21 protein-coding genes are annotated in these 23,704 nt (G+C 68.4%); 12 read left to right on the top strand and 9 right to left on the bottom strand.

Translation table 11 applies throughout. The features are described 5' to 3' along the window. Positions 1–90 precede the first annotated feature (90 nt). The 3 genes from ACWFRJ_RS21060 to ACWFRJ_RS21050 are packed head-to-tail and all read left to right on the top strand — an operon-like array spanning position 91 to position 1,780. The gene (locus ACWFRJ_RS21060) at positions 91–522 is read left to right on the top strand and encodes a hypothetical protein (RefSeq protein ID WP_453532789.1); all 432 of its coding nucleotides are present in this window, start codon (positions 91–93) and stop codon (positions 520–522) included. 44 nt (positions 523–566) lie between these two features. Next, positions 567–1,553: a quinone oxidoreductase family protein gene (locus ACWFRJ_RS21055; protein ID WP_453532786.1), complete on the top strand. Its 987-nt coding sequence runs from the start codon at positions 567–569 to the stop codon at positions 1,551–1,553. After that, positions 1,550–1,780 carry a CPCC family cysteine-rich protein gene (locus ACWFRJ_RS21050; RefSeq protein ID WP_453533518.1) on the top strand — a complete coding sequence of 77 codons (231 nt, stop codon included), beginning with the start codon at positions 1,550–1,552 and terminating at the stop codon, positions 1,778–1,780. The genes ACWFRJ_RS21055 and ACWFRJ_RS21050 overlap by 4 nt, the downstream gene beginning before the upstream one ends. 264 nt (positions 1,781–2,044) lie before the next feature. On the opposite strand, the gene ACWFRJ_RS21045 is transcribed toward ACWFRJ_RS21050, so the two are convergent. From ACWFRJ_RS21045 to ACWFRJ_RS21030, 4 genes are all read right to left on the bottom strand, one after another. Next, the gene (locus tag ACWFRJ_RS21045) at positions 2,045–2,587 is read right to left on the bottom strand and encodes an NUDIX hydrolase (protein WP_453532783.1); all 543 of its coding nucleotides are present in this window, start codon (positions 2,585–2,587) and stop codon (positions 2,045–2,047) included. Positions 2,588–2,592: 5 nt separating this feature from the next. After that, entirely contained in the window at positions 2,593–3,714 is a 1,122-nt protein-coding gene (locus ACWFRJ_RS21040; protein WP_453532780.1) for an NAD-binding protein, read from the bottom strand. Positions 3,715–3,913: 199 nt separating this feature from the next. Continuing rightward, positions 3,914–4,315 carry an ATP-binding protein gene (locus tag ACWFRJ_RS21035; protein ID WP_453532777.1) on the bottom strand — a complete coding sequence of 134 codons (402 nt, stop codon included), beginning with the start codon at positions 4,313–4,315 and terminating at the stop codon, positions 3,914–3,916. An 8-nt stretch (positions 4,316–4,323) separates the two neighbouring features. Continuing rightward, positions 4,324–4,752 (bottom strand): hypothetical protein, encoded by a 429-nt coding sequence (locus ACWFRJ_RS21030; RefSeq protein WP_453532774.1) that lies wholly within the window; start codon positions 4,750–4,752, stop codon positions 4,324–4,326. Between the two features lie 154 nt (positions 4,753–4,906). On the opposite strand from ACWFRJ_RS21030, the gene ACWFRJ_RS21025 reads away from it, so the two are divergent. The 3 genes from ACWFRJ_RS21025 to ACWFRJ_RS21015 all read left to right on the top strand — a co-directional run bounded on the left by ACWFRJ_RS21025 (position 4,907) and on the right by ACWFRJ_RS21015 (position 8,603). After that, positions 4,907–6,007 (top strand): helix-turn-helix domain-containing protein, encoded by a 1,101-nt coding sequence (locus ACWFRJ_RS21025; protein ID WP_453532771.1) that lies wholly within the window; start codon positions 4,907–4,909, stop codon positions 6,005–6,007. Positions 6,008–6,023: 16 nt separating this feature from the next. Further along, complete coding sequence (locus ACWFRJ_RS21020) at positions 6,024–6,692, top strand: YdcF family protein (RefSeq protein ID WP_453532768.1); 669 nt, start codon at positions 6,024–6,026, stop codon at positions 6,690–6,692. A 390-nt stretch (positions 6,693–7,082) separates the two neighbouring features. Further along, positions 7,083–8,603 (top strand): S1 RNA-binding domain-containing protein, encoded by a 1,521-nt coding sequence (locus ACWFRJ_RS21015; RefSeq protein WP_453532765.1) that lies wholly within the window; start codon positions 7,083–7,085, stop codon positions 8,601–8,603. 22 nt (positions 8,604–8,625) lie between these two features. Here the strand turns inward: ACWFRJ_RS21015 and ACWFRJ_RS21010 are convergent, their stop codons facing one another. Next, positions 8,626–9,342, bottom strand: coding sequence for a hypothetical protein (locus tag ACWFRJ_RS21010; RefSeq protein WP_453532762.1), 717 nt, complete (start codon positions 9,340–9,342; stop codon positions 8,626–8,628). 345 nt (positions 9,343–9,687) lie between these two features. Further along, positions 9,688–10,854: a hypothetical protein gene (locus ACWFRJ_RS21005; protein ID WP_453532759.1), complete on the bottom strand. Its 1,167-nt coding sequence runs from the start codon at positions 10,852–10,854 to the stop codon at positions 9,688–9,690. 350 nt (positions 10,855–11,204) lie between these two features. Between ACWFRJ_RS21005 and ACWFRJ_RS21000 the strand changes: the two genes are divergently transcribed. Beyond that, the gene (locus ACWFRJ_RS21000; protein ID WP_453532756.1) at positions 11,205–13,331 is read left to right on the top strand and encodes a transglycosylase domain-containing protein; all 2,127 of its coding nucleotides are present in this window, start codon (positions 11,205–11,207) and stop codon (positions 13,329–13,331) included. Between the two features lie 71 nt (positions 13,332–13,402). Then, positions 13,403–14,032 carry a hypothetical protein gene (locus tag ACWFRJ_RS20995; protein WP_453532753.1) on the top strand — a complete coding sequence of 210 codons (630 nt, stop codon included), beginning with the start codon at positions 13,403–13,405 and terminating at the stop codon, positions 14,030–14,032. Positions 14,033–14,072: 40 nt separating this feature from the next. On the opposite strand, the gene ACWFRJ_RS20990 is transcribed toward ACWFRJ_RS20995, so the two are convergent. Together ACWFRJ_RS20990 and ACWFRJ_RS20985 are read right to left on the bottom strand one after the other, a co-directional pair. Continuing rightward, the gene (locus ACWFRJ_RS20990) at positions 14,073–15,947 is read right to left on the bottom strand and encodes an MFS transporter (protein ID WP_453532750.1); all 1,875 of its coding nucleotides are present in this window, start codon (positions 15,945–15,947) and stop codon (positions 14,073–14,075) included. Between the two features lie 323 nt (positions 15,948–16,270). Beyond that, positions 16,271–18,955, bottom strand: coding sequence for a D-alanyl-D-alanine carboxypeptidase (locus ACWFRJ_RS20985; RefSeq protein ID WP_453532747.1), 2,685 nt, complete (start codon positions 18,953–18,955; stop codon positions 16,271–16,273). Positions 18,956–19,123: 168 nt separating this feature from the next. Between ACWFRJ_RS20985 and ACWFRJ_RS20980 the strand changes: the two genes are divergently transcribed. The 3 genes from ACWFRJ_RS20980 (at position 19,124) to ACWFRJ_RS20970 (ending at position 21,616) form a co-directional block, all read left to right on the top strand. Further along, complete coding sequence (locus ACWFRJ_RS20980; RefSeq protein WP_453532744.1) at positions 19,124–19,906, top strand: GOLPH3/VPS74 family protein; 783 nt, start codon at positions 19,124–19,126, stop codon at positions 19,904–19,906. Between the two features lie 402 nt (positions 19,907–20,308). Next, a complete protein-coding gene (locus tag ACWFRJ_RS20975; RefSeq protein ID WP_453532741.1) occupies positions 20,309–21,166 on the top strand; it encodes a helix-turn-helix domain-containing protein in 858 nt (285 codons plus the stop codon). A 240-nt stretch (positions 21,167–21,406) separates the two neighbouring features. After that, complete coding sequence (locus tag ACWFRJ_RS20970; protein WP_453532738.1) at positions 21,407–21,616, top strand: DUF397 domain-containing protein; 210 nt, start codon at positions 21,407–21,409, stop codon at positions 21,614–21,616. A gap of 172 nt (positions 21,617–21,788) precedes the next feature. Here the strand turns inward: ACWFRJ_RS20970 and ACWFRJ_RS20965 are convergent, their stop codons facing one another. Beyond that, positions 21,789–22,664 (bottom strand): hypothetical protein, encoded by an 876-nt coding sequence (locus ACWFRJ_RS20965; protein WP_453532735.1) that lies wholly within the window; start codon positions 22,662–22,664, stop codon positions 21,789–21,791. 90 nt (positions 22,665–22,754) lie between these two features. Here ACWFRJ_RS20965 and ACWFRJ_RS20960 point away from each other — a divergent pair, with 90 nt between their 5' ends. Beyond that, complete coding sequence (locus ACWFRJ_RS20960; RefSeq protein ID WP_453532732.1) at positions 22,755–23,546, top strand: SDR family oxidoreductase; 792 nt, start codon at positions 22,755–22,757, stop codon at positions 23,544–23,546. Positions 23,547–23,704 lie beyond the last annotated feature (158 nt).

Genomic DNA, 23,704 nt, shown 5'->3' with positions numbered 1-23,704 from the left:
CACACCGCACACCGCACACCGCACACCGCACAGAGAGCATGGGCGAAAATCGATCTTCCGCGCACGTGACAGTCGGGGCAGGATGGCGTCATGGGGGAAACAACCGTGCGCACTGCGTTCCGTCTGACGTTCACCGACTACCAGCAAGATCCGAACGACATTGATGTCCTGCGCCGGGCAGCCACTGTCCAAGCCGACCGGATCACGTTCGACGATGGTCAGCTGAACCTGTGGCTCGAAGGCACCCTGGTCGGGGAGTTCCCACTGGCCAGCATCGAGTCCGTCTGCCCGCAGGGCGAGCCCGGCAAGAAGCGGGAGTCTCCAGAGGAACTGCGGACTCGCTATCCGCGAATGGGGCAGCCGTGGTCGGCGGAAGACGACACTCGCCTCCTTGCGCTTTACCGGCAAGGAGAACCGGATCTAGACACCCTCGGGAAGCATTTCGGCCGGAAGCCGAGCGCCATCCGGTCACGGCTGGCCAAGCTCGGCCTGGAGAGCCTGGTGGTGGCAGACCCAGGATGAGCTGACACTGTCCGGCGCCGAGCGGCGTAGACAGACTGATCCTCATGACGCACACCAGCACGTACATGAAGGCAGTCACCATCCCCTCGTTCGGCTCCGCCGACGTTCTGCGCCTTGACGAGGTGAAGATCCCCGAGCCCGGTCCGGGCCAGGTCTCCATCGATGTGGCGTACGCGGGCGCCAACTTCGCCGAGGTACTTTACCGCCAGGGTGTGGTGGACGTGCCGCTTCCCTTCGTGCCGGGTATCGAGGTCTCGGGGCGGATCCGGGCGCTCGGCCCCGGCGTCGAGGGGCTGTTGGTGGGTCAGCCGGTCGCCGCTCTGACCATCGTCGACAGCGGCGGCTACGCCGAGGTGGTCACCACGTCGGCGGGCCTCATCGCTCCGCTGGATGGCTACGACCTGAGCCTGGAGACAGCCGCGGCGCTTCCGTCCAACAGCACCACCGCGTTCTTGGTGCTCGACCGGGTGGCCCGCATCGAACCGGGCGAGCGCGTACTGGTGCATGCCGCGGCCGGCGGCGTGGGCAGCCAACTCGGCCAGGCCGCACGGCAGCTGGGCGCGGGCCGGGTGGTCGGCACCGTGGGCAGTGCCGCCAAGATCGAAACCGCCAGGGGCTTCGGCTACGACGAGGCGATCCTGCGGGACAGCCTCGCCGATGCGGGCGAATTCGACATCGTGGTCGACATGGTGGGCGGCCCTGCCCGTCGCTCCAGCCTGGACCTGCTGGCCCCGATGGGCCGCCTGGTCGTGATGGGCAACGCCTCGGGCGCCGACGACGTCGGCATCTCGTCCAACGAGCTGTGGTTCAGCAACAAGAGCGTCTCCGGCTTCAACCTCGCCGCGTTCTCCGCGGCCTTCCCCGCCCAGGCGGGCCGGGCGCTGCGTCGTGCCGTCGGGGCAGCAGCCGAGGGCCGGATGCGGGTGCAGGTCGAAGCCCTCCCACTGGAGCGAGCTGCCGAAGCGCACCGCCGCATCGAGTCCGGCTCCACCACCGGCAAGCTGGTACTCACCGTCGGAGGCCAGGGCTGAGGGCCCTTTGCGAAGGTGCTGGGCGCGGCACGTTCGAGATCTGCCCCGTGTGCTTCTGGGAGGACGACGGGCAGGACGATCACAACGCCGACCGTGTGCGGGGCGGTCCCAACTACGGACTGAGCCTCACGGAGGCACGAACGAACTTCCGCGCCATGGGGGCTTGCGACGAGCGACGTACGCAGTTCGTACGCGCCCCTCTGCCGGACGAACACCCCACGGCCTGACATCACCAGCTGACATCAACAGCACCGGACGACGACGGATCCGGACGGCCGGGACTGGCCTCCCGGGCAGGCCACACAGCACCCACCGCACCTCGACGGACACGCCCACATCGCAGCCCACCTCCACTCCCACGCACCGGGGTCACTCGGAACGCGCCCACCGCCGCTAACGACCTGAGACGGAAGAACCGCGCAACGGCCACCCCGCGTCCGTGCCCGCCGAAGGGCACGAACGCGAGGCGGCCGGCCGGCGAAACCCGGCAGTCAGCCCAGGCTTGCGGCCACGCGGTGCCGCAGTCGCGGATCAGCGATCTCGTCCAGTTCACGCCAGGCGGCGTCCGAGACCTCTTCGGTCTGCAGGTCGCCGATATCCGCGGTGGTACGGAAGAGAAATCGGAAGTCGAAGTGCTGGTGGGCGGGCTCGTCCTTGGCCGGGTTGGCGTCGATGGGATGGATGTCGATGTGGAGCGGGATCTCGCTGTCGGGGGTTACGACGCGGGGCGGGATGCCGGTCTCCTCGGCGAGCTCCCGGCCTGCGGCCTGCAGGAGCGTCATGTCCGAGTGTTCCAGATGACCACCAGGCAACAACCACTTCTGGGTCGCGTTGTGGAGAATGTGCAGGATTCGGCCGTCATCACCGACGAGGATCGCGCCGGCGGTGGCGTGGCCGGGCAGGGTCTTGCGGCTGGTGAGATCGTCGCTGTTCTCCAGGAGTCCGAGGACGACGGCGAGTTCGTGCCTGTCCTCGGGGTGCTGGTCGAGGTAGGCGGCGATGGTGGTGCGAAAGTGGTCGGCTGTGACGGTCATGGTGATCACCTGTTGAAGTAGGAGAGCCAGGTCGCCGCGATGGCTTCGCGGTCGGGTGCGCGGACCTCGTGGATGCCCGGGGCGAGGTCGCCGCGGGTGAGCATCCTGATCGCGGCGAGGATCTCGGCCTGGACCAAGAAGATGAACGGTCCAACGCTGGCGCCGTGGATGAAGTTGACGGCGTTGCCGCCGTTCGCCAGATAGAAGTAATGGCCGGTGGTCTGGTAACGCGTGACGTAGTCGCCGACCTGCGCTCGGGTGTAGACGTCCGGAAGTCCCGCGAGTTCGAGTTCGTCCTCGCTGGAGGTGACGGTGGCGACGTAGGCGCCGTTGCGCAGGTGGGAAAAGTCCTCGCCGCGCAGGGAAACGGCGCCGGTCGCGCAGAGCACCAAGCCGGCTCCGGTCAGACCGGCCTCCCGGTCGCGGGCGACGGTGAAGCCCTGGGAGAGGGCCTGAGTGCGCCGGACCGGGTCGATGTCGAACACGGTGACCTGGACTCCCTTGGCATGCAGGAGGCGGGCGATCGAGGAGCCGAGCTTGCCGAAGCCGATGACCAGGGCGGGGCGGCCGTGGAGAATGTCGCCACGGCCGCGCATGACGGCTTCGGTGGAGAAGACCACGGACTGGCCGACGAGGAAGTCCTCGGGGTCCTTCAGGGGCGAGCGAGCGACGGAGATGACGGGGCAAGGCAGTTTGTCGAGGTTCTCGTAGCGACGGTGCCCGTTCTCAGTGTCCTCGATCACCCCGGCGAGCCGGCCGGTGAACCGGCTGTGGACATCGGCAAGGCTGGGGGCGAAGTAGCCGCCGACGTCCAGTAAGGCGACGGTCCGGTCGGCGGCCCGAGATTCGAAGTAGTCCAGAGCGTCGTCGGCCTCGCCGAACATCTCGCGGGTAAGCGTGTCTATCGTGTATGTCCTCTCGACCTCACACTTCGCGCCCGGGTGGACGGACTTCGGCTTGGGCAGTACCGCAGTGAGCCGGGTCATCGCGGCGACCGCGCGGACGAACGCGGGTCGCTCGGCCAGCAGGTGGGTGATCAGGAACGACGTGGTCTGCTCGTCAGGGGCGAACTGGGCAGCGATCCGGGCGAAGTAGGCGTCCAGTCGGGCACGTTCGAAAGATTCCATGGCAGTTCCCTCTCTCATCCGACCGTCCGGTGCTTTACGGGAAGATCCAGGTTCAGCGGGTGCGGGCGCGTCCGAACAGCTTCCGGTCGGCCGCAAGCGCGGCATCCAGGGGCAGCTCTCTCGCTGGTGCCGGGCCGAGTGCAAGCGGCGAGCGAAACCAGCAGCCGCAGCTCAGGGCCGGGCTGGGTAATCACGACGTTCATGCTGGCGTCCCTCCCGCGTCCTTGAAGCGGGACCAGACAATCTTTCCGAGCGGAGTGCGGTCTTCGGCTCCCCAGCCGTCGGCGAGCTCGTTGACCAGGACCAGCCCGCGCCCGGAGGTGTCCGTGCCGACGGCCTGGCGGGCTTCGGGGTGCTGGCGGCGACTGTCGTGCACTTCCAGGCGTACGACTTCTTCGTCGGCATCGAGCTTGACCAGGAAGCCGTGTCCAGGAGCAGTGCCGTGAACCAGAGCGTTGGTAGCGAGCTCGGAGACACAGAGCCGGATGTCCTCGACCCGGCCGAGCAGACCCCACTCGGTGAGGATGTCTGTGGTGAACGTCCTTGCCTGGCAGACCGATTCTGGCCGCCCATCGAAGAAGCGCTGCATCGTCTCGGTCATTACGGTCCTCACGACTCGGCGTCCAGGACGCGGGTGGTGCCGGGACACCGACGGCGGACGGGGCCGCTGCGGGGGACGGACGGGTGCGCGGTGCGGGAGCGGCGGACCAGCAGCAGCCGAGAGCCGACCGTCTCGATCCGGCGCCCGCGTTCGGCGGCTACGGCCTTGGGGCCCAGGTGCGACATGGCCGGAGCGACAACGCCATAGACGTCCGGCAGCGCGAGCACGTCCAACAGCCCGATGAACGCCGCTGACGTTGCGTCTGCGGCCGCGTCGCGGTCGGTGAAGACGCCGGACAACTGCAGCTCGTGGGTGCGGCAGTACTCGGCGAGCGAGGCGACCAGCGCGCGCTGCCGTGCTTGGGAGGCCCGCACCAGCCGCAGAAAGCCGTAAACGACCGGGCCGCTGACCGGGCGATGCTCCGTGAGTGGTTCCATGCTGGGGACCGTCCAAGAGGCTCGACGAGTGGTGACGTGTTAAGCGTGGCCGCATCTCAACTCCGTTCCAATAAACGGCTGTTCTACTTCCGTTCCACTTCCGTCCCGGCGGCTGCACGGCCGTGCTTCGATGACGTGTGGAAGGGAGTGACGTGTGGCGACCGTGCACCACTGGACCGGCCTGGAGGCCAAGGCCCTGCGACTCGCCCTGCGACTGAGCGTGCGGGCCTTCGCCCAGCAGCTCGGCCTGGCCGTCGCGACCGTCTCCAAGTGGGAGGCCAAGCTCGCCGGCACCGAGCCAAGACCCGACACCCAGGCCATCCTCGACACCGCCCTCGGCCGCGCGGATGCCTCCGTCCACCTGCGCTTCGAGACGCTCCTGTCCGAGATGGCCAGCCCGCTGACCGCTGCTCGGCGCCGCGTCACCGCCTCCGGCCCTCGAGCCTGGGAGTACGAGTCCTGGGCCGATGACCTGGACCGTGTCGTGGTCGCCCTGTCCCAGCAGAACTTCGCCTTCGCCGACAGTCTCCTGACGCGATGGCTGAGCCGGTTCAAGGCCCCCGAGCTGGATGAGAAGGGCCTGTATCTGTTCGCCCGCTCCACCGCCCTGCTCGGGGACCTCAAGCGCGATCAGGGCGCTGTGCTCGGCCCGCTCTCCGCCCATCACTCCTACGCCGGCGCCCGCGCCGTCTTCAGCCAGCTAGACATCCCCCGCCGCGTCGCCCAGCTCGACCTGTCCCTCGCGGTTGTCGCGGAGATGTCCGGGAAGCTCGAGGTCGCCGCCCGCAACTACGAGACCCTCGCCGTCGACGACCGGCTCTCCCGCCGCGACCGTGCCAGGGCTCGGCTGTGGGTGGGGACCGCGCTGAGTAAGGACGGTCGGCATGACTACGCGACCCGCGTCATGCAGTCCGCCACCCGCGACTTCGAAGACCTCACCGAACCTGATGACTGGTCGGTGGCCCATCAGAAGATCGCCCTGGCCCGCCGCGGCGCCGGCGACCTCACACAGGCGCTGCACTTCCTCGACATCGCCCGCAGCAGCGGCACAGCTGACTCACCCATGCAACGCGTGCGACTGGACACCGCTCATGGCCACATCCTGCTCTCCGACGAGGCGACCCGGGATGATGGACTCCTCGTCCTCGGACAGGCCGCCAAGGCTGCCGCGCAGTACGGACTCGTGCACCAACTGCGCAGTATCGAGGGCATCAAGGCCATGAGAGAGGGGCCGACCGGCCCCCGGCAACGGTGACCAGGGAGAAGATCGCGTGCGCAACGACCAGCAGGCCATCACCGAGGACCAGTGGCACCAGGCCAAGTTGATCTGGGACTACCACCAGATGCAGCACGAACTGCGTCCCGTCGACGTGGCGATCGGTCTGGGCAGCCACGATCTCGGCGTCGCGACCCACTCCGCCGAGCTCTACCGCTCCGGCCTCTTCCCGACCCTGGTGTTCACCGGCGGCAACAGCCCCACCACTGCCAAGGTCTTCCCTCGGGGCGAGGCCGTCCATTTCCGCGAGCACGCCGTCGGCCTCGGCGTCCCGGCGGAGGCGATCCTGCTGGAGCCCGACGCGACGAACACCGGGCAGAACATCACCCTGGCCCGCGAGGTCCTCGCAGCCGCCTGTGTTCACCCGACCAGGGTGCTGCTGATCTCCAAGCCCTATATGGAAAGGCGATCGTTCGCGACCGCCTGCAAGCTGTGGCCCGACGTCCAGATCCTCTGTGCGTCGGAGCCCCTGGAGTTCGACGACTACCTGAAGAGCATCGGCGACGAGAAGCTCGTCCTGGACATGCTCGTGGGCGACATCCAGCGGGTGATCGAGTATCCGAAGCTCGGATTCGCCATCGAGCAGGAGGTCCCGGAGGACGTACATGCAGCGTACGAATCCCTCATCCGCGCCGGCTTCACCAGTCGCCTCATCGCCGCGTGACCTGCGCACCACAGGAGGACATGGCGGACTACTTGATCGTCCTGACCGGCGTCCAGTTCACCCGCCGCGACTACCAGCGCCGAGCCCGCCTTGCCGATGGATCGGCAGCAGGCGAACGGCCCCTGGGCCGTTCACACACGCGGGCTTCGCGTGCTTCCAGGCGACATGCAGGCTCTCCAGTCGCGTGCGGCAGATGTCGAGGGAGCGCGCCGGACGCCGGCCCCTCACCGTCTTCCGCAACGGAGCACGCGTCAGCGAGTTTGCCGCCGAGCCTGGGCCGGACTCGCGACCACAAAATGATGCGTTCGGTCAGCAGCTTCATCCGTACACTCGCGGCAATGCATGCGTCCATCAGCTACATAACGTGCCGTCGTCTCGCAGGGCGCCCCGATGGCGGGCAGTGACGTGCTGCCGTACGTCTACCGGGTCACCAAATACGACCCCGCCGACCGCGACGAGCGCGGCAGCTACATCGGCTCCGCCGAGACGACCAGCGACCACGGGCCGGTCGAAGAAGCGTATCTGCGGGCGGTTGCCGCCTTCGCCGCAGACGCCGGTGTCGGTGTCGGTGTAGGTATCGGTCAACTGGCCATACGGGAGCCGCAGATCGCCGGTCTCTGGCAATTCGGCCTGGAGCCCGCAGTACCCGGCCACGGACTGGCAGGTATCTTCCCGCCAGACCTCACCGGCTACCACGACGGCGCGACGGTGCCCCTGGCCATAGGTCTGGAACTGGTCCGGGCGATGCTCCGCGACAACGGCGCCTGGTGCCGCCTTGAGGTGGAAGGTGCCTTCGCCGTACACGTCGGGTGGGACCAGTACGTCTATGTGGGTACCCGTACGCCGTCCGAGACAGCCCTCGCCCGCACCCGCGCCCTTGGGCTGTTCCCTGAGCGCCTGGACGCCTCCCCCTACGACGCGGCTCTCGACGACGAAGGGGGCGGCGAACAAGGTGGCGAACAGCGCCCCGCCGACGATGACTTCTGGGCGCGAGTGGCACAACTGAGCTGGTCCGTCGCCGGAGCCGCACTCTTGGAAGAGTGCTTCGTCGGCAACGCATCACGCTGGCATCGCATCACCAGCGACACGGTGGACGCGGTACGCGCCCGCCTCACGCCGCGCGCCCAGCTGGCCGTCTGGCCCGACCTCTCCCCGGACGTCGATACGGTCCTTGCCGGCCTCCCCGACGAGGGTCTGGTCGAAGTCGTCTGGGAGAACGAGGACGGGCACATCACCAGCGCCGTCGCCGACGAGACTCAGTTCGCCGAACTGACCGAGCATGTCAGCGGCGCCCGTGCCGCGGCCGTACTGTCCCTCTACACCGATGAGCGCCATCCGCTGTGCACCGCCGTCCTGCCCGACAGTGACGGTGTGCTGCGGGCCCGGTGGAGGACCGAGCCGACTCCGAGCGACCGGCGCTGGGCCTTCCTGAAGACCCTTCGCAGAGGCCAGGTCCGCACCGGGACGGTGACCGTGATCGCCGACTTCGGCGTCACGTTCGTGGACATCGGCGGCTTCACCGCGATGATCAACATTCCCGAACTGTCCTGGCGGCCCATCGTCTTCCCCACTGACGTCGTGGCCGTGGGCCAGGAGATCACTGCCGAGATCCTCGACGTCGACATGGAGCGGGAGCGCGTCTCCCTTTCGCTGAAAGCGCTGCAAGACGATCCGATGGAGGGACTCGCCCAGCAGGTCGGGCACATCGTCACCGGCCGCGTCACGAAGCTCGTGCCGTTCGGCGCCTTCGTCCGCATCGAAGACCGGGACGACGGCTTCGAGGGCCTGGTGCACAACTCCGAATTCGCCGAGAGCGAGATCCGAGTGGGCGACACCCTCTCCGTGAAGATCCTCGAAGTCGACGTCACTCGGCGTCGGATCAGCCTGTCGCTGTCGCGTGCACAGGACTAGTTGCGACGCCTCAGTCTCAGTCTCAGGGGCGGATGCGGACGCCGTGGCGGGTGCGCATGCGGTGGAGTTCCCATAGGGCCACCGCCGTCACCGAGATCGGGCCGCCGAGGACCGCGGCCCACTGTGCGATCGGTGGTCCGTGCGGCAGTCCGCCGTCGAGTGCGGCGCTGAAGAGCGTCAGTTCCCAGACGAGTACGACGGTGAGCGCGGCCGGGAGAGCGGCGTGGACGTTCGAGGTGTTGAAGGCGTAGCGGGCGGCGTAGGCGGAGGCGAAGAGGAGGAACGGCAGTAGCCAGATGAGGCCGATGAGCAGGACGAGCGCCACCAGGCCGTTCAGGAGCGTGCCGTAGTTCTGTTTCAGGAGCACGGCGCTGCCAGCCAGTACCAGGCCTACGCCCACCAGAATGCCGACGTACCAGCCCACCGCCTTGAGCGGCGCACGCAGGCGGGAGCGGAGCACGCGCCTCTGCGCGGCGGGCGCGTAGCGGATGAAGCCTATGACGACCAGTGGCCCGGTGAAGATGAGCAGCAGCGGGGCGAGGATCAGCTTCACCACGCCGTCGTTGGCGACGCCGCTCCAGCCCTCGTCCGCGCCGTAGGCGTAGATCAGGAAGAGGCTCGCAGCCAGGCCGACGAGCGCGCGCCACAGCTGTACCCGCGTCACGAGCCGGTCCTCTACGCGGCCCGCGCCCGGCTGGTTGAAGATCGCCTCGGCACGGCGGCGGGCGGAACGGATCACCGGGATCAGCGGCGAGACGAAGAGGAACGCGCAGCCGGAACGCCGCCGCCGGACGGGCTGCGGATATGGATGCGGATATGGATGCGGTTGGGGCTGAGGGGTCGGGTGCGGGTACGGGCTCGGTGGTGGGCCGTACGGGTCCGGGGCGCCGCCCCTCTGTGGCTGTGGCTGGCCGTTTCCCGGTCCCCAGCCCTGATATCCCCCGTGTGCCACTGTTCCCCCTGGTTTCCCGCGACGCATCCCACGACGCTTCTGAGCGCGCGCAGTTTACTGGCCGGAAGTGGACGGGCGTCATCCCATCCGTGTGGAAAAGGAGCGGGTAATGGGTGGCTCCCCGGCCGTCACTCAAGGCGCAGGCGCGGTGCCTTCGTCCGTCTCGCCCTCGCCCTCACTCTCACCCTCGGACTCGCTCTCGGATCCGAGGTCTAGTTCGGGGTCGTCCGCCGCGTACGGATGTACGTATCGGTCCTCGTCGAAAGGTGTGAACCAGCTCGTGATCCCCATGGGCGCGATACCCAGCGCCGCGCCCACCTCGCTCTCGTCGACTCCGTCCATCGAGTCGTCGTACAGCAACTCGTGGTCCATGTCCTCGTAGACGAGGTCGGCGAAGCGCTCCAGCGCCGCGGAGACGCCCTCGTCCAGGAGGCCGAAGGTTTCGAGCGTGACCTCGGCCTCGCGCAGCAGCAGCTTGAGGACCAGTTCCTCGGCCACGCAGCTCAGATTCTTGAAACTTCCCACGGTCAGCCGCGTGGTCAGGGCGATCGCCGTCACCAGGAATCGCCGGGCGAAACGCGCGTCGTACTGCAGTGCGTAGCGCGGGGGCAACTCGTCGAGGAGCCACATGGGGCGGTCGCATTCGGCGACGTTGGTTCCCTCCTTGTCCAGCGCGTGCACATCCTGGAACAGCTCGTCCATGAGGACGTCCGTGCCCCAGATCAGGGCCCCGGCGGCAAGCTCGGCGTCCTCCGTCGAGATGCCGGAATCGCCCCCGCCCCCGCCCTCGCTCCCGTTCACGCCGAAGGCCGTCAGCCGCGGGGCCATGGTGCGGATCTTGGAACGGATGGCGTCGGTCTCCATCGTCGTCCCGGCCGCGTCGGCGGGCGTGGCTCCCCCGGCGAGGCCCATCAGACGCGCACGGCGGGACTCGAGGTCGTCCGGCGGAGCATCCGGGCCGTCAGCCGCGTCAAGGCTCTCCATCGCCAGGTCCGGATGCAGCTCCACCTGGCACCGCACGACGGTCCAGTCCGAGAGCGGATCCGTGCTCTCGAGCAGTTCCTCCACCAGTTCCCTGACCGCCTCCTCGGCGAACTCCAGCGCCGGAGCGTCCACCACCACCTTGAGCAGCGCCCCACCGGGATACACGCCCACGAAGGTGTCGAGGAGCTTCACCTCCATCCCGTCGGGGCCCGTGATCTCCTCCACGGACTCGAAGCCGTTCTCAAGAAGGGCGGCGACGCCGACCCGTTGCAGCTCGTCCATCTCCGAGGTGCCGCCGGGCGGTCGGGTATCCACACTCACTGCATATGTCACGCAGCACAGCCTCGCAGGTGAGCCCGCCGCTTGAGATCGCAATGCCGACTTCCTTACCGTCGCGGTTTCAACCTGTGTCGAGCGCCCCACTCCGGGCAGGCGTGAGGTGAACTCCCATGGAGGACGTTCACTCCCGCATGGCCGCCCCCCATGGTTGAGGCGGGTCGGCCGTGGCCAAGGGGAGCCGCTGCGGCCGGGCCCTGCCGGCAGACGGGACGGCCGGAAGACCGCCGCCCCCTCCGGCGCACTGCTGTTACGACCCCCTAATACCTCCCCGCCCAACCCCCGCCCCGCCCCCGCCCCTCTCCCCCACCATGGGGACACACACTCAGGTGAAGCCGTCACGCGAGCCCAAACAGCCCCGCGTCCGCACCCACGTCCGAACCCGTAGCCGTAACCGCACCCGCATCCGCACCCGGACCCGAAAGCCGGGCCGCCGCCGCCTCATCGACTACCCCCGCCACGGCCGACGCGGTCTCCGTCGCTGGCTTCCCTCCTGGCGGCTGTGGGGCGGCTCGCTCACCCTCCTTCTCTCCACCCTCGTCTGCCTCTTCGCCCTCGTGTACGCCGCTGTCGACATCCCCGACGAGAACGCCACCGCCCAGCGGGAGGCCAATGTCTACTACTGGGCCGACGGCACCCAGATGGTGAGTACAGGTGAGGTGAACCGGCAGAACGTACGGCTCTCCGAGATTCCCGATGCCGTCGAGAGCGCCGTCATCGCCGCCGAGAACGACACCTTCTACAGCGACTCCGGCGTCTCGCTCAAGGGCCTCGCCCGCGCCGCCGTCAACATGGTCCGCGGCCAGGAGACGCAGGGCGGGTCAACCATCACCCAGCAGTACGTGAAGAACACGTACCTCTCCCAGGACCAGACGGTGACGCGGAAGGTCAAGGAGTTCGTCATCGCGTTGAAGGTGGACCGCAAGAAGAGCAAGGAGGAGATCCTCCAGGGGTACCTCAACACCAGCTGGTTCGGGCGTGGTGCCTACGGCATCGAAGCCGCCGCCCACGCCTACTACGGCATCCCCGCCAAGGACTTGAATGCCAGTCAGGGCGCCGCCCTGGCGGCCCTGTTGAAGGGCGCCGAGCAGTACGATCCCTCCACCAGCCGCGCCAATCACCAACGTTCCGTGGCCCGTTGGAAGTGGATTCTCGACCGGCAGGTCAAGGGCGGGCTCATGGAGCGCGCAGAGCGCGAGAAGTTCACGGACTACCCCGAGCCCCACAAGCAGTCCCGGGCCACCAGTCTCGGCGGGCAGACCGGCTATCTCGTCGACACCGCGAACAGGTACATCAGGCAGAACACCTCGCTCACCGACAAGGACCTCGCCCACGGCGGCTACAAGATCCACACCACCTTCGACAAGGGCAAGATGCGGCGCCTGAAGGGGGCCGTCGAGCACGCCCTGGACCGCGACATCGACCCGAAGAAGCGCGGCGCCGACAAGGGGGTGCAGGTGGGTGCCGCCTCCGTGCGGCCGACCGACGGCGCCATCATCGCGCTGTACGGAGGCGCCGATGCCACCAAGCACTTCACCAACAACGCCGACACCTCCGGCGTCCCGGTCGGGTCAGCCTTCAAGCCCTTCGTTCTCGCCTCCGCCCTTGATCACGGCATCGGCAGTACGCGGGCGACGGGCGGGCGCGGCAAGTGGTGGCAGCCGGTGTCGGCCGGCAGTTTCTACGACGACAGCGGCCGTCTGCTGGGCTCCGTCGCGCCCACGCCCGCTGTAGGCCCCGGCTCCGGCGCCGACAGCGTCCGCCGGGACGACACCAGTCACCCCACTCTGGGCCAGGCCCTGGCGAAGGGCGGCAACGCCACCTACACACGCCTCGGCAAGGAAGTCGGCTGGGAGCAGGTGCGGCGCACCGCCGTCTCCTCCGGGCTGCTCGACGGCAGCATGGCGCGCCTGGACAAGACCTTCCCCATCGGTACGTCGACACCCAGCGCGATCCGCATGGCAGGCGCCTACAGCACCTTCGCCAACCGCGGTCTGCGACACGATCCCTACTCGGTGACCAAGGTCGTCAAGGGCGACGAGATAGTCGACGGGCTCGCGAGGCCCGGTGCGCGGCGCGCGCTGGATCCGGATACGGCCGATGAGGTCGCCGACGCGATGCGGGGTGTCGGCATGTCGTCCGTCGGTCAGCCGGTCGTCGCCGGACGCACCGGCGATCAGGACCGTCTCCGCTCGGCCTGGTTCACCGCCACCACCGAACACTCGTCGACCGCCGTGACGATGTTCCGCACCACTCCGGACAAGCCGCAGCTGCTGCCCATGTCGGGGGTGGGCGGCAAGAGTTCGCAGCACGGGAACGTCTTTCCGGTACGGATCTGGCGGGACTACGTGAAGGACGAGCCGGCCGGGACGGCGACGGTGGCGGGGACGAAGAACGCGAACGGGAAGGGGCCAGATGGCCTGAAGGTGCCCTCCGCGCCCGGTAGTTCGCGCTAGTTCCCGGTCGTACTCGGCAGCTCATCCTCAGGTCCCTTCCCCAACCACCGGCCTGCTGCCATCGTTCCGATATGTATCCCTATGGGCCGCCGCCCGGGCCACCACCCCGCATCGACTCGGGACAACTACGGCCCCGGGTGCGGTGGTTCGTCGTCGCGGGAGTCATCGCGGCGGTCTGCGTGGGCATCGGCATCGCGAGTTTCGTGCTGACGTTCACCGCGGCGGTGCACTCCGTCGACGACAGCAAGGCGTTCACGAGCGGGCAGTCCGTCACGCTGCGCATCGGGCCCGATGACGACGCCGCCATCTACGTACGCAATCCCGTCGTCGCCCGTGCCCACTGCGAAGTCGTCTTAGGGCCCTACGGCGCCGCGCCCCGCGTGACCACGCCCGACAGCAGCTTCAGCGTGACCAGGGGCCGCGTCGAGTGGGAGCGCGTCTTCGTGCTCAAGACGGACACGGCCGCCGACTACCGCGTCAAGTGCGACGACCCGCGCGGCGCCCTCACCTTCGCCCCCGGCGACGACGCCGACTTCGCGTCCTTCGTCGGCGGCATCGTCGTGACCGTCGTCGTGCCGCTCATCGGCCTCCTCGCGGGCAGCGGCATCGCGATCATCGTCGGCGTACGGCGCGGCAGGCACCGCCGGTGGCTGGAGGCGCAGGCGTACTACTCAGCCAACGCCCGGCCGACGCCCGGTTAGCGTCCGGCCGGGGCCCGGTTAGCGTCCAGCCGGGGCCCGCCTAGCGCCCGGTCTCGCGCATTTCCTCCGGGCAGCCGGTGCCGCGTGGCAGCTGGTAGGGGGCGGCGAGGCGGTAGACGCCGGGTTTCGGGGCCAGGAGTTCGGTCCACTTGTCGCCGTCGGCGTCCTCCTTGGCCTCCATCAGGCAGCCGTTGAGGTTGTCGAACTTCTTGGGGGTGTTCTCGTCGAGCTCCCGCTGCCGCTTGGACGCGTCGGTCTCCTTCGGCCCCTCGAGGCCCTTGCCCTCGGCGTCGACGATGCTGAGCCACGGCGAGTACGGGACGCGGATCAGGACGCGGCCCGCCTTCTTCACCTCGATCGTCATCCCGCCCGCCTCGGCACGGTCGACGACCGCGGGCGGATCGGCGAGCGGGGTCGGGTCGGTGACCTCGTACAGCTGCCAGTTGGAGTCCACCCACACCTGCTTCAGATACGGCAGGCCCCTCTCGACCAGCTTGGCCTCGCGCTTGCCGCCGTCGCCGTCGGGCTCGCCGTTGGGCACCACGACGAAGTGCACGGACCAGCGCTGAAGCCACTCGTGGTAGTTCGCCGAGTTGAGGGTGTCGTCGTAGAAGAGGGGGTTGCGCTCCATGTCCGCCTGGCGGTTCCAGCCGCGGGCGAGGTTCACGTAGGGGGAGAGCGCGGAGGCCTCGCGGTGGCTGCGCGCGGGCACGACCTCGACGCGGCCCTTGTCCGCGCCGACCTCCTGCAGCTCATTGACGAGCGGCGCCAGCTCACGCGTCCAGGAGGCGACGGGCGTCGTGTGCACCGCGTCGTCGCCCGCCTTGAACCCGACCCAGCCGACGAATCCGGCGAGCCCCACGACGATCACGTACCACTTGCGGGTCTTCGGGACGGCGAACGGCAGGGCGGCGAGCAGCACGACCGCCGCGAAGGACATCGCGAGGCGGGTGATGTTGGAGCCGATCTGCGAGTTGATCAGCCAGACGCCGAGCACGAAGATCGCGTACACGACGGTGGTGATCCGCACGGTCTTCCAGTGCTTCGGTACGACGTAGAAGATGAACGCGCAGAAGAGCAGGGGCAGCGAAGCCGACCCGAACGACATCGGCTGCGTACCGGAGAACGGGAAGAGCCACGCCGAGATGCCCACGACGACGGCGGGCGCGATCCCGAGCGCGTACGCGCCGGGGTAGCGCTTGCTGAGGAAAAGGGCGGCGGCGACCATGCCCACGAAGAGGCCCGCCACCGGGCTTCCCATGGTCGCGAGCGCGGCGAACGGCGCGGCGACCAGTGCCTTCGCCCACCGCTTGTAGCGCCAGCGGTAGGGCCAGCAGAAGACTGCGGCGACGGCCATCAGCGCGAACATCTGGCCGAGGCCGTACGTCACGCGGCCCGACACCGCGTTGCAGAACAGCGCGAAGACACCCGCGAGCGCGGGCCACAGCGGCTGCTTCACCGCGCGGCTGCGGACCAGGATCATCGTGAGCATCGCCGCGGAGATCGTCCCGGCGATCATCATCGTGGTCCGGACGCCGAGCACCGACATCAGATACGGCGACACGACGCTGTACGACACCGGGTGCATCCCGCCGTACCAGGCGAGGTTGTACGCGGAGTCGGGGTGCCGTCCGACGAACTCGGCCCAGGCGTCCTGCGCGGCGAGGTCACCGCCGCTGTTGGCGAAGATGAAGAACCACAGGACGTGCAGAACGGCCGCGGTGACCGTCGTGATGGTCACGGGGTGCCTCAGGAACCGCATCCACTTGGATTCCCGCTCGGGTACGACAGATTCGTCGCCGTCGCCATCGGCGCGCTGGGCAGGCAGCTTTATTCGCGCCCCGGTGCGGGTGCCGCTACCGGTGCCGGAATCAGGATCGGCGTCGTCGGCTCGCGTCGGCTCCGCTGTGGCCACTTGCGGCACTCCCCGTGTCGTTCTGTCCGTCCGGGGGCGTAGGTCGTGGTCGTGGGTCGTGTCGGAGGGTCCGTCCCGGAACACCCCGTCGCCCAGCCCCGGTGTACTGCCCCCGAGCTTGTGACGCTAGCACGCAGGGCCCGGAGGGAGCCGAGGGTGGGGGCGCTCTCTCCGGGCCCTGCGTCGTGCGTATGCGTTGTGCGTTGTGCTTGTACGTCGTGCTCGTACGTCGTACTTGTACGTCGTACTTGTACGTCGTACTTGTACGTCGTACTTGTACGTCGTACTTGTACGTCGTACTTGTACGTCGGCCTGCGTGTGACTCAGCCGACGCGCTTCAGTTTGGCGCCGAAGCCCGGCTCGCCGAGGTCACTCTGGAGCGCGACGGGCACCTCGACGGCGCCGTCCTTGCCGTCGCCGACACTCAGCACACCCACTTCGGTGCCGGCCTTCGCCGTGTGCGGAACCGTATCGCCCGCCTTGTCGCCGAGCTTCAGCTTCACGGTCAGGCCCGACCAGCCCGCGGCGGCGACGTCCTTGGTGGCGACGACCGGGGTCGTGCCGCCGAGCCCGTCGTCGACATGACCGACGACGTCGCCCTTCTTCACTATCGTCTTGGACGTGAGCGCGCCCTGGCCCGCCTCGATGAGCTTGCGGGTGGCCCCGGTGACCTCGTCGATGTTCGCCGTGCCGTTGCGCCCGTACTGGCCGAGGGCCGCACCGATGATCGTGCGGGTCTGGCCGCCGACCTTCTTCTCCGCGGCGAAGAGGATGTTGCCGCCCGCCGCGGTGGTGGTGCCGGTCTTGATGCCGATGGCGACCGTCGGGACGAGCCCGAAGAAGTTGTTCTGCTTGTCGCCGTTGAGGTCCTTGTAGCTGGGCTGGCGGGAGATCTCGTTGAAGACCGGGTCCTCCATCGCGGCCCGGCCCAGCTTCACGAGGTCCTCGGCGGTGGAGACGGTCGTCTTGTCGAGGCCGCTCGGGTCCGTGTAGTGGGTGTTCTTCATGCCGAGTTCCTTGGCGGTCTTGTTCATCTTCGCGACGAACTCGTCCTCGGAGTCGCTCTTGGTGTCCCAGCGGGCGAGCAGCTTGGCGATGTTGTTCGCGGACGGCAGCATGACCGCCTGGAGCGCCTCGTACTGCGTGATCTTCTGGCCCTCGGAGACCTTGACGACCGACTCGTTCTCCGCCTTGCCCGTCTCGTAGTGCTTCTCCGCCGCGGCGTCGACCGGGATCTTCGGGCCGTTGTTGCCACTCTTCAGCGGGTGGTCGCGCAGGACGAGATAGACCGTCATGACCTTGGCGATGCTCGCGATCGGCACGGGCTTCTGGTCGCCGGACGTACCGAACGTCCCGATGCCGTTCACGTCCATCGCCGCCTGGCCCTCACTCGGCCACGGCATGGACGGCTTGCCCCCGTCGAAGGAGACGGTCTCCTTCGCGGTGAGCGTGAGGGTGGGCGTCGGCAGCGGACGCACGGCCTGTACGACCGCAAAGACGATCACCAGGAGCAGCACCAGCGGCGTCCACACCTTGACTCGCCGCACGGTGGTGCGGACCCGGGTCTCGGGCGGCGGCGGAGTGTTGGTCAGCTCGGCGAGAAGGTCGAGCGGGGGCCTCGGAGGGAGCGGCTGCTGGGTGGTGCGCTCGGGGCCAGCGTTGCCCGGCGCCTTTGGAGGCATGGCCGCCGCAGGTGCGGGGGGTGCGGGGGTCGGCTTGACAGGGGGCTGTGCGCCGCCGCTGGGCGATGCGCCGTCGAGGGGCTTGAGCGCGACGAACTTGCTGGTGCGCTCGGCTTCGCCCTCCGGCTTTGCGGTTGGCTTTGCGGTCGGCTTTGCAGTCGGCTTTGCGGTCGACTTCGCCTCGGGCTTGGCCTTGTCGGCGGGCTTGTCTTCCGGCTTCTTGGCCCCGGGCTTGTGGTCGCCCAGCTTGAGCATGGTGGTCGGCTGGTCGACGGACTTCGGGGGCGGCGGCGCCTTGAAGACGGCGGTGGCCTGGTCGACCCCGCCGGTGGGGGGTTCGGAATCATCAGCGGCGTCGCTGTCGGCAGCGGCCTTGGTGTCGCCCTTGGGCTCGGTGGAGTCCTTGGGCTCGTCGGAGTCCTTCGCGGAGCTCTTCGTGGAGTCCTTCGCCGCGTCCCCGCCGACGGCGGGCTTAGCAGCGTCCTCGGGCACGGCGTCCTCGGGCACGGCGTCCTCGGGGCCGTCCGCCACGTCGGCGTCACCCCCGTCACCGGAGGAGGCGTCCGCGCCCGCAGGCTCGTCGGCCTCACCAGAGCTGACGGTGCTGTCGGCCGGAGCCGCGTCCGCGTCGTCTGCCGCATCCGAGCCGCCCGAGCGAACCTCGGCATCGGCATCGGCCGGGGCGTCGTCGGCGGCGTCGCTCTGCTCGTCGCCGGAGGAGCTACCCCCGTCGGCGGCAGCGCTCTCCCCCGCGGTACTCGCGTCCTCCTCGGCGCCAGCCTCGGCGCCAGCCGCAGCGTCCTCGTCAGGAGCCGCATCCCCGCCGGTCGCAGTCCCCGTCTCCGCGGCCCCGGGGGTCTCCCCGTCCGCCTTGGCCACCCACGCCGCCACAGCGGCCCTCAGCCGCGCGTCGCCGTTCTTCCCGCCCTTGGGCTCGCTCTCGGCGCCTTCGGCGCTCTCAGCGCCGTGGGAGCCTTCCGCGCCCTCGGTGGAATCCCCGTCCCCGGAATCCCTGGAAGCCTCGGAGTCCCCGGAACCGGTGGACTCCCCGGAACCGGCGGCCCCACTCGCCGGCGTCTCCGACTCCGACTCCGACACCGCCTTCGTCGAGAAGACCGCCGTAGCCGTGTCCTCCCGCGCCGCGGGGACCTCGCGGGCCACCGCAAGGCGGGGGTCGCGTTCCTCCGGCGTCGGCGCCGGCACTGACGGTTCTGCCCCAGTCGGTTTCCCCGACGACTTCCGCTGCTTCGACCTGTCGGGGGTCTCGCCCGCCACCGATGCCTCCTCGTACGCCATGCCGCTCGCGTTGCCGTTGCGCCAAAACATGGCCGGACCCGCTGTCCGAACCATGTACCAGTGTCCTGTGTGGGGGCTTAACCCCCGTGGTAGACGAGAACGACATACCTACTGGTTCCCGTACTTACCGGTCACGCACTCTCGACAGACCAATGTGAGAGGGGTCACCCTGTCATTCATCCACGCGGGGAGGCATGGATGGGCAGGAGCCGCAGAACAATTCCGGAGGAGCTTCTGCTGCTCGCTTTGGACCCGGCCACGGGTACCACAGCGCAGCCGCAGTCGCTCGACCTCGGTCTGGCCGGAGCACAGCTAGTGGAGCTGGCGCTGGCCGGACGGATAGCCCCAGACGGGGATCGTATCGCCGTGGTGATGCCACGGCCGACCGGAGATCCGACTCTGGACTCCGCACTGGAACTGCTGCGCAGGCGCGGCAGTCCGGTTCGGGCAGTCCACTGGATTGGCGGGCCCCGACTGGGGCTGCGCCAGATTTACCTCGCGCACCTGGAGCGGTGCGGCATGGTGCATGCCGTTTCGGGCCAGATGTGCGGAGTGCTGCCGACGACTCGCTACCAAGCGACGGACACGGCAATCAGCCGGGACATCAGGTCCCGGCTGGACAGTGCGATCCGCACCGGCGTCCCGCCGGACCCGCGGACCGCGGCGCTCGCCGCGCTCGCTCACGCAGTGGGACTCGGCAAGCACCTGTACCCCGGCAACGAGGGGCGTTCATCGCGCTCCCGTCTCCGGGACCTGATCAGGCACGACCCGATGGGCGGCCTCGTGGCGCACGCCGTGATGGACGTCCAGAACGGTGTGGCCGCTCAGCCGCGCCGTAGCCCGGCCCCAGCGGGGCCGGGTGGACCAGGCGGACCAGTTGGACCAGGCGGTGGCCGACAGCCGGCCAGGACCGCACCGGAACCCGGCGGGGTCCCGATGCAGCCACGCCGCGGGTCCATGGCACGCGCCGTGGCCCACTGAGCACGGTCACAACCGCTCGACAGCAGTACGCAGCAAACTGTAAGTAGCAAGCAGTAAGCAGCAAAAGACTCACCGCATTACGGCAACAGCAACGCCGCACCGCAGTCCCCCAGACCCGGTACGGGAGCCGCTGGGCCGCGCGGGGCACTGGCACCGGAACGTCCGGACGACGACACCGGTACCTCCGCCCCGCGCGGCCACACATCTTGGCGCCCCGCAGCCGGGCCGCACCCTTCACACCAGTCCTCACGTCCGTCTTCACGTCGCATCGCGCCTCGTACTTCTCACACTTCACTTCGCACTTCACATCGGCTGTTTCCCAGCGGCGTGCGACGCGTTGGTGGCACTCTGCTCAACAGCAGATACGCAAAGTAGAGGCATGTAGTCGGAGGTGCACGTCCCGTGGCGTCCAGTGTCAATCCCACCGTCAGGCGACGCCGGTTGGGCCAGGAGCTCCGCAGGCTCCGCGAGCTCAAGGGCATGACGGCCGAGGAGGTCGCCGAGCGCCTGCTGGTCTCGCAGTCGAAGATCAGCCGCCTCGAGAACGGCCGTCGTTCAATTAGCCAGCGCGATGTTCGCGATCTCTGCGGTGTCTATGAGGTCGAAGATCACCGCATCGTCGACTCGCTCATGCAAATGGCCAAGGACTCACGCCAGCAGGGCTGGTGGCACTCCTTCGGCGACATTCCGTACAGCGTCTACATCGGTCTGGAGACGGACGCGGCATCCCTGCGCGTGTACGACCCACAGGTCGTCCCCGGTCTGCTCCAGACCCGTGCGTACGCGGAGGCGCTCATCACCGGCGCGCTGCCGGAGACCACGCCGACGGACATCGAGAAGCGCGTCCAGGTCCGCCTCCGCCGCCAGGAGCGCATCAGCGCCCCGGAGAACCCCCTGCGCCTGTGGACCGTCCTTGACGAGTCCGCGCTGCGCCGCGTGGTCGGCTCCCGGCATCTGATGCGCGAGCAGCTGGAACATCTCGTGGAGCAGTCCCAACTGCCGCACGTGACCGTCCAGGTGATTCCCTTCGAGATGGGCGCGCACCCGGGCCTCAACGGCCAGTACGCGATTCTCGAGTTCCCGGACGCCGCGGATTCCAGCGTGGTCTACATCGAGGGCGTCACGAGCGATCTTTATCTGGAGAAGGCGAACGACGTCCAGCAGTACAGCGTGATGTACGAGCATTTGCGGGCACAGGCCTTGAATGTGGATCAATCACGCCAACTCGTCGCAGACATCGCGAAAGAGTACGCGCGCTAGGGCGTACACCACGTATACGGCCGACTCCCAGAAAAGAGTGCGGCACGGTACACCTTTCCCTCGGCGGGGCGGAAGACCCCAGTGGAATATGCCATCCGGTCGAGTGAACGCTCCCTTCACTCGGCGATGTTGGCGAGTAGCGTCATTCACGCCATCAAGCACCACATGCAAGCACCACATGGTGGCACAGCCGCTCTCGGCGGTGACCGCAACTCACCCACTGGGCAAACCGGAGTAACCATGGCAATTCATCAGGGCGCTACGAATGCGTGGGTCAAGTCCTCGTATTCCACGGGAAACGGCGCGTGCGTCGAGGTCAAGTCCCCGATTGCAAGCGCAATTTCCGTCCGGGACTCGAAGGTCATCGCGGGGCCCGTCCTCGCCTTTCCCTCCGACTCATGGCGCGCGTTCGTCTCCGAGGTCGGCCGGGAGACATCACACCTCGGCTGATACGTATCTCCAGCACGTTCCGCGTCTCCTCGCACATCAGGCCCATCAGTGCCACAAGCACCACGGGATCAGCGAGCGCTCAACAACCTCATAAGCAGAACCGATTGAGCCCTCTCGACTGGCCCGCCGTCCCGGCCGAGGGGGCTCGGCCCTACCCATCCCATGCCATCCGCTACCGCAACTGATCGACGTACAGGTCCGTTCCCGGGACCGTGGGAATGAACGGCGCCACCAGTTCAACCCGCCCCAGGCCGGACTCCGCCACCGCGTCCGCCCGCCCGGCGAAATGCTCCTGCCAGCACTCGCGCGGATCGGCCTGCAAGAACCAGAGCAGCGTCAGGCGCGTATCGACTCCCTCGACCTGCTTCACGTACGTCATACGGTCCCCCGGCAGCGGAGTCGGCCGGAAGATCGTCACCATCGCGGCCGGAGATCCGGCGAGGGCGCGCGGCAACTGCTTGGCGCGCAGAAACTCCAGCAACTCCGCCCGCTGTTCTCCCGATTCGACGTCGATGACTTCGAGCACGAGGCCTTGGTATGGGTGGTCGAGCGCATGGAAGTCGCGAGGCCCTGCCGCCCCGTCCCGGTAGACGGTGGCCTCGTGGTCCTGGAAGGCCGTGAACACGTGCGTGCGGTCCTGGTAGACGCGGCCGTCTCGGTTGAGACGCTTGTTGATGCCGACGGTCCACTTCATGTGCTCGTCGTAGCGGCCCTCGGTGACCCAGTACGTGGAGAGGTAGCAGCCCGCCGTCACGGGCTGGGCCACCGCTGACTTCTCGGGGTAGCGCAGGAGTTGCAGCTCTCGGGGAGCGACCCAGCGGCGGCCCGCGTACATCCAGGGCATCGCCATCGCGCCGGCGTAGTAGTGGTCGTCCTCGTACCAGCGGTTGTACGCGTACTCGTGGCCCGGGTGCGGCTCGACCATGGTGATCAGGGCGTGGCCCGGATGCACGCCGTAGGGCCCGACGGCGGCCAGCTCGCCGTAGACCTCGCTGCGGGTGTCGTCGGGCGAGTGCTCGCGTGCGTTCTCGCGGGTGTCGTCACTCATGCCTCTCCCCTTCCTCCCTCTTCCTTCCTCCGGTGGACGCCCATACTCTGACGCCCCGTCAGCAAAACTGCCAGAGCCGGGAGGCGCCCCATGCCGTCGCTCCTCGAAGGAAAGACCGTCGTCGTGTCGGGGGTAGGTGCGGGCCTCGGCCATCAGGTGGCGGCCGCAGTGGTGCGCGACGGCGGGCGCGCCGTCCTCGGGGCGCGCACGGAGGCGAACCTCGCCAAGTCGGCCGAGGAGATCGACCCCGAGGGCTCGCGCACGGCGTATCGCGCGACCGACATCACCGACGAGGCCCAGTGCGAGGCCTTGGCGCAGCTGGCGCGCGAGCGCTTCGGCGGGATCGACGCGGTGGTCCACGTGGCCGCCTGGGACAGCTATTTCGGGGGCATCCAGGACGCGGACTTCGCGACCTGGCAGCAGGTCATCAACGTCAATCTGCTCGGCACGCTACGCATGACCCGGGCTTGTCTTCCCGCACTGAAGGAACGGGCCGGCGGCTCGGTGGTGTTCATCGGCACGCAGTCGGCCGTCGCGGCGCCCTCGCAGGTGCGGCAGGCGGCGTACGCGGCGTCGAAGGGCGCGCTGACGTCGGCGATGTACTCGCTCGCCCACGAGGTGGGCCCTGACCGGATCAGGGTCAACACGGTTCTGCCCGGCTGGATGTGGGGTCCGCCGGTCGAGGCGTACGTCCAGTTCACCGCGCACACCGAGAGCGTGCCGGAGGACGAGGTGCGGGGCCGCCTTGCGGAGCGGATGGCGCTGCCGGACCTTGCCACGGACGGGGACGTGGCGGACGCGGCGGTGTTCCTCGCGTCGGACAGGGCGCGGGCGATCACGGGGCAGTCGCTGCTGGTGAACGCGGGTGAGTTGATGCGGTAGACGCGGGGCGCCGGAACTGGACGCGGCTGTACGGGACCTGGGTCCCGTGCAGCCGTTTTCGTGTGTTTCGGGGGTTTCGTGAATACACAACACTCGATCAAGGATGTGAACGCAGGTCAGCAAACAGAACGATTTTACGTGCTCTTGACCTCACGGGC

The sequence above is a fragment of the Streptomyces sp. NPDC055239 genome, from assembly GCF_053606205.1.
The sequence above is the reverse complement of the archived record's forward strand: the minus strand, read 5'-3'. Positions and strand labels throughout refer to the sequence as shown.